The organism is Pantoea sp. RCC30.1 (assembly GCF_058148845.1).
This window is the reverse complement of record NZ_JBXUHX010000059.1, coordinates 1-11,210: the sequence shown is the minus strand read 5'-3', so window position 1 is coordinate 11,210 and position 11,210 is coordinate 1. Positions and strand designations below refer to the sequence as shown.

Annotated in this window: 11 protein-coding genes; 6 read left to right on the top strand and 5 right to left on the bottom strand. The window is 49.8% G+C overall.

Annotated features, from left to right (window positions below):
* The first annotated feature begins 159 nt into the window (after positions 1–159).
* Together AC2LB6_RS24075 and AC2LB6_RS24070 are read left to right on the top strand one after the other, a co-directional pair.
* Complete coding sequence (locus AC2LB6_RS24075; protein WP_490095403.1) at positions 160–552, top strand: polymorphic toxin type 44 domain-containing protein; 393 nt, start codon at positions 160–162, stop codon at positions 550–552.
* Complete coding sequence (locus tag AC2LB6_RS24070) at positions 530–967, top strand: hypothetical protein (RefSeq protein WP_490095402.1); 438 nt, start codon at positions 530–532, stop codon at positions 965–967. Before AC2LB6_RS24075 ends, AC2LB6_RS24070 begins: the two co-directional genes overlap by 23 nt.
* 263 nt (positions 968–1,230) lie before the next feature.
* Here the strand turns inward: AC2LB6_RS24070 and AC2LB6_RS24065 are convergent, their stop codons facing one another.
* The 3 genes from AC2LB6_RS24065 to AC2LB6_RS24055 all read right to left on the bottom strand — a co-directional run bounded on the left by AC2LB6_RS24065 (position 1,231) and on the right by AC2LB6_RS24055 (position 4,662).
* Positions 1,231–2,805: a methyl-accepting chemotaxis protein gene (locus AC2LB6_RS24065; RefSeq protein ID WP_490095401.1), complete on the bottom strand. Its 1,575-nt coding sequence runs from the start codon at positions 2,803–2,805 to the stop codon at positions 1,231–1,233.
* 235 nt (positions 2,806–3,040) lie between these two features.
* Positions 3,041–3,568 carry a rhodanese family protein gene (locus AC2LB6_RS24060; protein WP_490095405.1) on the bottom strand — a complete coding sequence of 176 codons (528 nt, stop codon included), beginning with the start codon at positions 3,566–3,568 and terminating at the stop codon, positions 3,041–3,043.
* Between the two features lie 119 nt (positions 3,569–3,687).
* The gene (locus AC2LB6_RS24055; protein WP_490095400.1) at positions 3,688–4,662 is read right to left on the bottom strand and encodes a D-2-hydroxyacid dehydrogenase family protein; all 975 of its coding nucleotides are present in this window, start codon (positions 4,660–4,662) and stop codon (positions 3,688–3,690) included.
* A 609-nt stretch (positions 4,663–5,271) separates the two neighbouring features.
* Here AC2LB6_RS24055 and AC2LB6_RS24050 point away from each other — a divergent pair.
* On the top strand, positions 5,272–6,444 hold the full coding sequence (locus AC2LB6_RS24050; protein ID WP_490095399.1) for an EAL domain-containing protein: 1,173 nt from the start codon (positions 5,272–5,274) through the stop codon (positions 6,442–6,444).
* A 10-nt stretch (positions 6,445–6,454) separates the two neighbouring features.
* Here the strand turns inward: AC2LB6_RS24050 and AC2LB6_RS24045 are convergent, their stop codons facing one another.
* Positions 6,455–6,991, bottom strand: coding sequence for a GNAT family N-acetyltransferase (locus AC2LB6_RS24045; protein WP_490095398.1), 537 nt, complete (start codon positions 6,989–6,991; stop codon positions 6,455–6,457).
* A gap of 507 nt (positions 6,992–7,498) precedes the next feature.
* Here AC2LB6_RS24045 and AC2LB6_RS24040 point away from each other — a divergent pair.
* A complete protein-coding gene (locus AC2LB6_RS24040) occupies positions 7,499–7,744 on the top strand; it encodes a hypothetical protein (RefSeq protein ID WP_490095397.1) in 246 nt (81 codons plus the stop codon).
* A 135-nt stretch (positions 7,745–7,879) separates the two neighbouring features.
* On the opposite strand, the gene AC2LB6_RS24035 is transcribed toward AC2LB6_RS24040, so the two are convergent.
* Complete coding sequence (locus AC2LB6_RS24035; protein WP_490095404.1) at positions 7,880–8,692, bottom strand: IclR family transcriptional regulator; 813 nt, start codon at positions 8,690–8,692, stop codon at positions 7,880–7,882.
* A gap of 319 nt (positions 8,693–9,011) precedes the next feature.
* On the opposite strand from AC2LB6_RS24035, the gene AC2LB6_RS24030 reads away from it, so the two are divergent.
* Positions 9,012–10,538: a sugar ABC transporter ATP-binding protein gene (locus AC2LB6_RS24030; protein WP_490095396.1), complete on the top strand. Its 1,527-nt coding sequence runs from the start codon at positions 9,012–9,014 to the stop codon at positions 10,536–10,538.
* 22 nt (positions 10,539–10,560) lie between these two features.
* Positions 10,561–11,210, top strand: a 650-nt coding sequence (locus AC2LB6_RS24025) for an ABC transporter permease (protein WP_490095395.1), incomplete at its 3' end; no start/stop codon positions are given.

Below are 11,210 nucleotides of genomic sequence, written 5' to 3'. Positions count from 1 at the left end.
ATTCCTGACGCCATTTAACTCCCTCTTACATAAATTTCCACAGGTAATGTCATCCAGATTTCAGCCCGGTATTATTCACTGCCAGAGAGAGATGCCATATTTGACGATATCTGATAAGGTTAGTTTGCCTTATCAATATTGTCAGGAAGACACAATGTCATGGCTGTAATTCCGCTTATGCCCCCAGGGGGGTTCTCATTGTTAGCAAAAAACCTTCAGGAAGCTCGCTACCGCGGCATGCCGCGCAATATGGCTTCAGCGCCTGTTTACTTCTGGTTTTATCAGCAGGTTCGCAATAAAGGACCGTGGGACTATAAACAGCAGGGGGCAAGCTACCAAAATTTTGGTAACTTTAACTATGGTGCCGCGGGCGTTGTTGCCGGAATACCTGAAAAAATATTGTTACGGGGTGCTGGCTGGGCACAAAGCCGGGCGGGAACAGTTGAGCCTCGGTGGGGGCATTGGTACCAGGATATCCCGTATGGAGATGACCCGCGCGACCAGTATTGGATTCAGCAGGGGATTGATTATGCAAATAGACACCGCTATTAAGTGGGGGCATCGGACATTAACGCTTGTCCTGATAATTATTGTTATCACCGTTGGGTTGTTGTGGTATTTCGAAAATGCGCCACGTGACGACCGTTTGATCAGTCAGAGACAACTCTCCGAGGATGTCTGGCTATACATAACTAAATATCAGGATGCAGGTGCCACTGACTCCGAAACTTATCGCTACTACCTGAATAAGCAACTCGATAATCCCATAAAGGTAATTACTAGAATGGTTCCTTTTCTTCAGGCTGATACTGCCGATGCAGACATAACTGCGGTTAATGACCATATACTTGTTAAAATGACGGGTAAGGTTTACTCCTTCACAAACTCTGTATTTTTCTACGATGGTAAAACACCAGTGATGCCACGTGTTGATTTAAATTCAACCGCGCCCGACCCATGGAAGTAGAGGTTAATCTTGTGATTTATCATCCCTTCCTCATAAATAAACCTGCTTTTCAAAAGGCTAAAAATTACGGGCGAGGTTAATGTTTTTACATTGAATATTTCAGTCTCTGAGCGTCCCGGTATGACCTCCATAAGAAAAGCCCTCCGATGGAGGGCTTAAACTAATCTGAAAAAATCGCTCCCTTTCATCCATTCCGGCAAGATGAAACGGACAATTCAGCTGCATTTCTCCCGCATTTTCGCCGTGAACCATTAACCTGACGCTTAAATGCGGAAGGCATTCACTGCTTCACGTAAAGAGTGTGCCTGGGCTGAAAGTGATTGCGATGCGGAAGAAGATTCCTCAACCAGCGCGGCGTTATTCTGCGTGACGCCGTCCATCTCGTTCACTGCGATGCTGACCTGTGAAATGCCCTGCATCTGTTCAGCTGAGGCCAGTGAGATGTTATCCATGGCAACGGCCAGTTTTCCGACCATCGCATTGATATCAAGAATGCTCTTGCCGGTTCCGGTTGCTACGACAACACCACTTTCAACCTGCGCCACAGCCTCTTCAATCAGATGTTTAATATCTCTGGCTGCCGTCGCACTGCGCTGAGCCAGCGTCCTGACTTCACCCGCGACAACGGCGAAACCACGACCCTGCTCGCCCGCGCGTGCGGCTTCGACCGCAGCGTTAAGTGCCAGAATATTGGTCTGAAATGCAATCCCTTCGATGACGGAAGTGATGTCCCGGACTTTCACCGCGCTTTTTGAAATATCATTCATCGTCTCTGACATGCGCTGCATATCGTGTTCACCCGAACGTGCCAGCGCAGCGGTTTCGCGTGCTGAATCCGCGGTCTGCTGTGCGCCCGCTGCATTACTTTTTACTGTCACGGTAAGCTGCTCAATACTGGCGGCGGTTTCCTGCAAAGCTGCGGCCTGCTGCTCTGTGCGGGAAGAGAGTTCGGTATTGCCCTGAGAAATTTCATCAGCCGCCATCGCGACCGAAGCGGAAGAGTCTTTGATATGCGAAACCAGGTTGCGCAGATTGTTCTGCATGCTATCCAGGGACGCCATCATACTGACGGTATCTCCGTGACGAAGGCTTACGGTCGTCGTCAGATCACCAGCCGCAATCGCGGCGGCCAAACCCTGTGCATGAGAAGGTTCGCCACCCAGTTGCACCTTGAGCCAGCGGGTAATCAGGCCACTCATCACAAAGCCCATAATCACAAACAGGGTCGTCAGGCCAGCCAGCGTCATATAGACACCGGAGAGCGCCTGCGTGGACGTTTCCGCCGTTTTACTCGTTACCCTCGCCTGATAATCAACCATCCCATCCACCGCACTGCGGTAAACAGAAAGTGCAGGAATCAGTTCGCCACGCAGTTTTTCCGGAAACTGAATGGCATCGGACATAAACAGGTTTTTCTCTGCCTGCTGAAGCGGACCCGTTGCGACTTCAATTTTATTCAGTTGCGTGGAAGCCTCTTCAACTTCAGCAAGATTGATTCCCGGAATGCTTTTGGCACCGTTGATCAGTTCCCGGAAATGCGCAGTGGTATTGTCGCTTTTGGTCTGCAATGCAAAGAACTGCGCTTTTAATTTTTCCTCGGCCTGAGGCTGAATGCCTGATGCCACGGACAGTAAAAGCGACGTTTGCTGAGTTAAGTTGTCTTTAAGCGTCTGGAGAGCCTGAAGATCGCCCAGTCGCGCGCGCGTCAATTCCTGCTGCTCGCTGGCCGTATTGAGCTTAAATCCGGCAAAACCTGTCACAAACACACCCGTTAAGATGACAGCAAGGAATGCGCCAGTGAGCATCACGCTTAATTTCATTTTTTTGTTCCGATACATAGAAGTCCTCACGTCTGATTTATTGGGTTATCACCGACGTTCCGCATCTATGGCTCGCTGGTACATAATCTTGTTATCGGCAGCGGGTAAGGAAATTGCAGTAATGAAACCGGATTACTCAGCCCTCTGGTCGCCGGCAGCTGGCAGGGATCTGATTGCGCAGCGCTCAACGCCTTTTTAAACCACTAACGTCAGCGGCAGGCCCTGCGGGCGCGATCAGAAAAAGATCACACGTCTATTTAACCTGTCTGTTCCAGGGCATTTTTTGCAGCAGACTCGCCATCCCGCAAAAGCCACTGACGCCAGAGAAAATTAACCCAGCGCCAATAAAGCCTGAGAGCAAAAATAGTCGGCTATCCACGGCATAACCCGCTATCACACCTAAAAGAATAAGACTGCCCGCGGTGATATGAACCTGTCTTATGATGGGCAGCGGTTGTTTTTTATCTTCAACAGTCGGGAGTGCGGCACCCTTCCACGCGTTAATGCCTCCAGACATTAGGAACACGTTCCCGGAACTGACTGCTCTCATGAGTTCGTCAGCACTATTGGTGGTTCGCATCCCTGCCTGACAGTGAAAAATCACTGGCTGCTGGCCTGAACCTTCGACGGTTATTCCTGTGGTAATTTCTGTCAGCGGCAGAGAGATGGCCTGCGGGATATGTTCTCTCAGATAATCAGTACGATCACGGATATCGACCAATATCGCGCCCTGTTCGATAAGCTGACTGGCTTGCAACGGCGATAGTGTCTCTGGCTTCATTTGAAATCCTCCGGGCAGTAAATCTCTTTTAACGTGGAGACCATTTTTTACCGCGTCGACTTTGATGAAATAGTTCACCCTTTGCGGCACCCTCGAAGACGCAATCAGACCGTCCTCTTTCATTTGTGCAGGTCATGTGTGTCATTAATCACATGTGAACTGTCGCCCTCAAAGTAACGCACAACATTCTCAAAGGCAGTTTTGAAATAGAGCTCATAGCTGGCCTTCTCAACATATCCCAGATGTGGCGTACAAAGCACATTCGGCATCTGCAGGTAAGGATGTTGGGTGTTGTACAACGGTTCTTCTTCATAAACATCCAGTGCCGCAAATCCGGGTCGACCCTGTTCCAGAGCGTTCAGCAACGCGCCTTCAGCAACAAGTTCAGCACGACTGGTATTCACGAATAACGCATCCGTTTTCATCAACGCAAGATCGGTTGGCGTAATGTTACCTTCTGTTAACGCCACCAGCCTCTGGTGCACGGTTAACACATCGCTTGTGGCGAAAAATTGCTCGCGACTCTCGGGAACCCGCCATCCGTCAGCACGCGCCTCTTCCTGGGCTCGCAGACTTCCCCATACCTGCACCTGCATTCCAAAAACGGCTGCATAGGACGCGATACGTTTACCTATTTTCCCATAACCCAGAATGCCGATGACCTGATTCTGAACCGCCGAACCGATTTCTGTTTGCCATTGACCTTGAGCCATTGCATTCACCGATGAGACTAATTTCCTGCGGGAGGCCATGATCATCAGCCAGGTTAGCTCAGCAGGCGCAACAGGTGATCCCGTCCCTTCCACAATGGCGATCCCCGCTCGCGTGCAGGCATCAATATCGACATTTCTCGCCAACTTGCCCGTCTGACTGATTAATTTAAGTTTTGGTGTGCGTTGCAGAAAGGCCTCATCGATCACGGTCCTTTCCCGGATAAGAATTAATGCCTCGGCAGAGGATAAATGATGATCAGCCATCGAATCCTTGCTGAGTTCTCCCAATGCCGAGCACTGGAATTTTTCATTCTGTTGAAGGAAATTTAACTGCTGAGTGGCAAGCTGATAATCATCTGGAATCACAATATGAATGGCCATCAAAACCCTCATTATTTGTTACTTCTTGAAATGCTTAACTTTCAGTCATGTTAAGCTGTATCCTGCAAACGACTCCCGAATTCTCTGTCGTTCATGATATTTTACGACATGATATGAAAGCCTTAATATGGGAGCATAAAACCGCTTTCCTGTCATAGCGGATACGCCCCTGATGCATCCTTCCGGAAAGCCCATACGAAGCCAGCATCGATTTGGATATGACATTAAGCCTTTGTACGGGGCCGGTTGCACAAGCACACCTCACTTCCCAAAAGTTAAATGAATTTCAAAATGGTGTGGGATGCTCGATTAAGCGCCCTGTAATGACGGTGTAATGAAAAGTGAGCCTTAGCCGATAACGATAATTAGCAGGAAATTGCAGTCCTGGTAAAGTGTTATAAATTTACATTACACCGATTAAAATATTACCCAACCGGAAATGTTAAGAAAGCCTTAATATATTCATTTCCTGAAGCAACATTCGCTAAATAGTTAGTCTGACACAACATAAATAAGCAACTTTCTACACATGTTGCTGAATATTACCACGCGTAAGCCCTGCCAACTTTTCTGTTAACAGGCAGGAAATCAGGTCATGACAGGAATAAAATGAAATATGGCGTGAAGAATGACGAGCCGCGCGAACTTTTGCAGCAGCGTATTAAAAGAGGAGAATTTCATCCGTTTTTCCAGCCGATCGTTTCGCTGGAAGATCTGCGTGTGATGGGATTTGAAATGCTTGCGCGGCACATTTCACCGAAAGGTTCGATCACGTCTCCGGCAGAATTCATTCCGGCCATGGAACGAGCAGGTCTGCTTAACGAACTGATGCTCAGCCTTATGGTTCAGGGTTTCAAAACGGCGGCAGCGTGGCCTGACCATCAATTTTTATCAATGAATGTTTCCCCGTCTCAGCTTAATGGCAGGTATCTTAGTGAAATCATCAGGAAAACCGCCATTCAGTTTGAGTTTGATCTGGCCAGGTTAAAGATTGAAATTACCGAAACGGCCCTGCTAAATGACATAAACACCGCCCGGACCGAGATTGAAGCCTTGTCTGAGATGGGCTGTACGATCGCGATGGATGACTTTGGTACAGGCTATTCCAGCCTTGCCTGGCTGATTCAATTACCTGTAAATACAATAAAAATTGATAGCAGCTTCATTCGATCCATGCTGGACAAAAAGGACAGCCGGAAAATTATTTCCAGCGTGGTTGGGCTGGGCCGAAGCCTTGATATGGATGTCATTGCCGAAGGAGTGGAAACGGATGAGCAGGCTGAAATGCTACGGGGAATTGGCTGTTTATATGCGCAGGGTTATCTGTTCGGGCGACCGGTTTCAGCTGTTGAAAGCGGCTTAATACTCACCACAGCCACTGACAAGGAGTTTAAACGACGGGTTGCGCGGCTTTCTCTCGATCAGCGAGCCCATCAGATATCATCAATGTATGCTGTTCCCGGAACATCCATTTGCTTTCTTAATCCAGAGTTAATGATTGTTGATGCAAGCGATACGTTTGCGGAAAGGGTCGGCTGGGCCCCGCAGGATGTTATTCATAAGTATATTTATGAGGTGATACCGTCTCAGGCTGACAAATTACTCTGGTTGCAGGCGTTCCGTAAAAAAGGACTTCCTTATCCTCCTTATGAGGTGGTGCTTCCTGATGGTTCGTCCGATCTTGTCATGGTGACGCGAGTGGAAGATGAAGCAAAGGATTTACTGGGTTTCTGCGTGTTTGGCGTCAAACTGAGCAACCGTGATGGCAATGACAAAAATTGATATAAGCGCCTCACACTGTTTTCTGGTTCCATTCACCCCGGTTCAGGCAAAACAACATGCTGGCAGGCGCATTTTCGACATCATGGATATCCCGAATATGCCGAAGTCCTGCTTTGATCAGAACTTTTTGTGAAGCCAGGTGATTTGCTCTTACAACTGCAGATATTTCAGGCAGTTTTAACTCTTTGAATCCAAAGCCGACCGCATAAATCGCGAACTCCGTCGCCAGGCCTTTTCCCCAGGTTTCAGTCGAAAACCGATAACCCAGGTTGTTGATCGTGATATCGGCAAAATTTCTGATGCTCAAACCGCCAAAACCGATGATTCTGTCAGGATGGTCCCGGAGCGAGATAGCCCAGGTGCCGAAACCATAGGATTTCCAGTGGCTGATCGCGCGGGACAAGACATCCTGTGAATGATGAATATCCGGATGTGGACCCGCTGGATTAAACGTGTTCGTCGCAGGATCGCCATAGATTCTGAAAAGATCATCGGCATCTGATGACGTGACTGGGCGTACTAACAACCGCATAGCGTCTGAATGCAAAAGGACCTCCTGAGTGGGTTTTTGAAAAGAATACACCTGATAATAATCAGGTTATAAGCGCCAGGCCAAAGCAAATGCCTGATCTGGCCCGCCTTGTAGCAACACGATATCAATAATTGTATCGGGCTTCAGTCCCGGTAAGTCAAATTACTGATGTTGTGTATAAACAGCCCTTACAACGCCCCGACGCGTATAAAGACAACATGCCGTTAATAACTTAAGTCAATCTGAAAAATATTGCTTATACGGCTGAAGATATCCCGATTTTTGTCGAAAATATGACTAGTGAATAAGAACAAAACGGGAGAAGTCATGAAAGGAATTCTAACCTGCCTGTCTGTCAGGGCAATATCAGTTTATTAAGGAGCCTCGCGGCACTGGAACGATTATGAATCAATATATTTCAGGAAGCAGAAACTTCCGGAACGTGAACTACAGCATAACGGAGAGGCCACAGGCTGGTGTCCCCCTGGTGATGTGGACTTTCAGCATTAAGGGAAATCGCTAATGAGCATCGTTTATATACCCGCCCTCATCCCATTACTGATGAAAAATGAGAATGAGAAAGGCAGCCCGCTTACAGAGGCTGAAGTCAGCCACATTCGTGATAATGCCACCTGTATCGAAGTGCCTGGCGATGTTGCTTTCACTATGGCTGAATGCCGGGGTTATTTTGATATCAATCCTGAACATTGCTGGCCGGAATGGCGCGCGTACCGGAGTAAGAATTTGCAGTCTGCTGGCAACGGATAACTGCATCAGGCTGTACTGTGCCGCTTTAGATTTAGGTTTGCTAAACACCAACCACAATAAAGTTAACCCTGTACCTGATCGTCATCCTGACAATGACTATCCGAATATTTATGTCGGTCAGTCATCTGTTTTGATTCAGACCTTACTACCGAGTTCTTCTGAAATCGCCTGGGCTGTAGCCACCACTCTGGCCGTAAGGTTTTTTGTGCCAATCAGCTGCAGCTTGGCGGTTGGCAGTGAGACCGACACCGCATAAGGCACGCGCTGCTGAATATCAAACACAGGTGCCGCGATGCAGGTAACGCCCAGTTCATTTTCTTCGCGATCCATAGCAGTGCGCTGCTGAAGAATATCTTTGAGTTCCTGCTGCATCTCAGGCAGCGTGGTAATGGTATTTTTCGTCAGTTGCTGAATAGTGTCCTGATGGGTTTGCCAGTATTTAAACAGGTACTCTTCACTTCCCCAGGCCAGGAAAATTTTGCCCATTGCCGAACAGTACAGCGGCATATGCTGACCGATATAGGCGCGAGTGCGCATCATGCCCGTCGTCGGTTCTAATTTATTAATGAGTACAGCATGGTCATCTTCACGACTGGAGAAGTTTACGGTTTCACCCACATCCAGATTCAGTTTTTCCAGATGTTGTCCGGCTACGTGAATAATATTAAGCGATGACAACGCCTTCTGACCGATTGAAATAAACTTTGTGGTTAAGCGATAGCTACCGGGCGAAGGTGCCTGGGTAACGTATCCACTGCTGTGCAATCCCTGCAAAAGGCGGTGTACGGTGCTTTTGTTCATTCCGGACAGTTCAGAAAGATGGGCCAGCGGGCAACCGTTAGGATAATTACTCAGCAACTCAATTAATTGCAGGCCACGAAACAGGCTCTGTGTCCCTGATGGCTTTTCGCTCTTCGTATCCTTTTCTTTATCCACTTTAACCGCCATCAACCTGTCCTCTCCGTTTTTTACTGCCTGCATGTGCTTTCGCATGATGTTAACTCATGACATACCTACAGGGAATCTTAAGCTTTTTTAGTGTGGCTGGACACGTCGGTTACGTCCTGACAGAAATGCGCCGTTCATCACAAATTCAAAACAATATTTTAACCTGCTGTTTCTGCTGAATAAATATCCATGCTCCTTCTTTGCTTTTCCCTCGCGTCAGGAATAGTATTTTTTGGAATGCTATTTCACATGTTGAAATCAGCAATGAGCGGTCGCCGCTCTTGCTGCCGATACTCATCAGGCGTCACGGGAGGCAGGAATGCAACCTTATCCGGATAAACCGGTTCTTACACTCAGCCATATCACTAAGCGCTTCGGCGGTAACGCCGCAGTTAACGATGTGAGCCTGGAGGTCTTCCCCGGCGAAGTGGTGGCACTTTTGGGGGAAAACGGCGCAGGTAAATCCACGCTGATCAAAGTGCTGGCTGGCGTGTACACCAGCGATGAAGGGCAAATTACCTTTCAGGGCAACGTCACAGCATCCGCCGCCGCGCTGAAAACCGCAACCACCCAACCCATTGCGTTTATACATCAGGATCTTGGACTGATTGAGTGGATGACCGTGGCGGAAAATATGGCGCTGGTCATGGGCTTCAGCCGCCGTTTCGGTCTGGTTAACTGGCGGGCGGTGCGTGAGCGTGCGCGCCAGGCCCTTGAGGAAGTGGGGATTCAGCTGGATCCCGATGCACGCGTCTTTGAACTGTCGCGCACGGAGAAGTCACTGCTGGCGATTGCCCGCGCCGTGGCCGTGAACGCGGAAGTGCTGGTACTGGATGAGCCGACCGCCTCGCTGCCAGCCAATGACGTCCGTCATCTGTTTGGCGTGATTGAACGCCTGAAAAGCCGCAACGTCGGCATGATTTATGTGACACATCGCCTGGATGAGGTGATTGAGATTGCCGACCGTATCTGCGTGATGCGTGACGGCAAACGGGTGGCGCAGGGCGTCACGGCAGATTACAAGCTTCACGATCTGGTCGAAATGATTGTGGGCGAAGCGCTGGAAAGCAATCAGCGTCTCCCCCTGCCTGAGGCGCGCCCGCCTGTTTTGATGCTGGACCAGGTGTGCATCGATGAAGTCGGTCCGGTCTCTTTCAGTCTACAACCCGGCGAGATGCTGGCGCTGGCAGGACTGCGCGGTGCCGGTCAGGAGGAGATTGGCCGGATGCTATTTGGTCTGAAGCCGTCCACCAGCGGGCAGGTGACCTTCCGCAACAAACCCTGCCACTCGCGCTCCCCGCGTGATGCGATGGCCGCAGGCATCTCCTTTGTAGCCGGCGATCGCACGGGTGAAAGCCTGGTGATGTCGATGAGCGTGCGCGAAAACCTGTTTGTTAATCCATGTGCCAGCGGTCATCGACTGATCTCCCACTACGGCCGCCGCGCTGAGATCGGGGCCAGTTGGTGGAAAGTCCAGCTGTTCGATGTGCGCCCCAAAGACGTGAACCTGGATATCAGCGCCCTGTCCGGCGGTAACCAACAAAAAGTGGTGATGGCGCGCTGGATGCACCTCAACGCGCCGCTGCTGATCCTTGAAGATCCCACCGCAGGTGTTGACGTTGGCGCACGTGAAGAAATTTATCACCTGCTTAATAAAGCCCTCGCTGACGGCGTGGCGGTGCTGGTGATTTCCAATGACCTTGAAGAAATTGCTCACATCTGCAACCGCGCCCTGGTATTTAACCGGGGCCAGGTGGTCGGTGAATTGAGAAATGAACAGGTTACCTTTGCAGGTTTACTGGAGCTGGCCTCCGCCAGTTCTGCTGCACCATTAGCTACCGTCTGAACAGGCAGTCAGGAGAAACGATATGTCTAAAACCTCGGTGAAATCTACCGCACTCGAACAACGGGTCAGCCTTGCTCAGCATGGTTTTGCGCCGTGGTCGATGCAGGTCCTCACCCGCTACGGATTACTGCTGTTATGCGTGCTGTTAGCGTTAATTTTTTCAGCGCTGTCCCCTACCTTTGCCTCCATGCTGACCCTACAGGCGATACTGTCCAGTAAGGCGAAAATTGCCCTGCTGGCGCTGGCAGCCACCCTGCCGATGATCGTTGGCAAAATTGACCTGAACGTCGGTTTCGGCATCGTACTCTGGCACATTCTGGCCATAACGCTGCAGGTGGAATATGGATTCACATGGCAGATGGCAGTGCTGACCGTGCTGGTCTTGTCAGCGCTATATGGCCTGTTAAACGGCATTCTGGTGGCGCTGGCGGATATTGACAGCTTTGTCGCTACGCTCGGCTCTGGCACGGTGCTGTATGCCATTGCACTGTGGCACTCCGGAGGTCGACAGATTGTGGGTGATCTGCCAGACGCCTTCAGTGCGCTGCACAGCACGGAAATCTTTGGCATCCCGATTGGCGCATTCTATGTGCTGGGCCTGGCGCTGGTGTTATGGCTGGTCACTGAGCATACGCCGCTGGGAAGATGCATGTACGCCGTGGGCGGCAACCC

Bases quoted from the DNA above. Each gene is read 5' to 3' on its own strand.
- AC2LB6_RS24075 (WP_490095403.1), top strand. From the start codon at position 160: ATGGCTGTAATTCCGCTTATGCCCCCAGGGGGGTTCTCATTGTTAGCA.
- AC2LB6_RS24070 (WP_490095402.1), top strand. From the start codon at position 530: ATGCAAATAGACACCGCTATTAAGTGGGGGCATCGGACATTAACGCTT.
- AC2LB6_RS24065 (WP_490095401.1), bottom strand. From the start codon at position 2,805: ATGTATCGGAACAAAAAAATGAAATTAAGCGTGATGCTCACTGGCGCA.
- AC2LB6_RS24060 (WP_490095405.1), bottom strand. From the start codon at position 3,568: ATGAAGCCAGAGACACTATCGCCGTTGCAAGCCAGTCAGCTTATCGAA.
- AC2LB6_RS24055 (WP_490095400.1), bottom strand. From the start codon at position 4,662: ATGGCCATTCATATTGTGATTCCAGATGATTATCAGCTTGCCACTCAG.
- AC2LB6_RS24050 (WP_490095399.1), top strand. From the start codon at position 5,272: ATGAAATATGGCGTGAAGAATGACGAGCCGCGCGAACTTTTGCAGCAG.
- AC2LB6_RS24040 (WP_490095397.1), top strand. From the start codon at position 7,499: ATGAGCATCGTTTATATACCCGCCCTCATCCCATTACTGATGAAAAAT.
- AC2LB6_RS24035 (WP_490095404.1), bottom strand. From the start codon at position 8,692: ATGGCGGTTAAAGTGGATAAAGAAAAGGATACGAAGAGCGAAAAGCCA.
- AC2LB6_RS24030 (WP_490095396.1), top strand. From the start codon at position 9,012: ATGCAACCTTATCCGGATAAACCGGTTCTTACACTCAGCCATATCACT.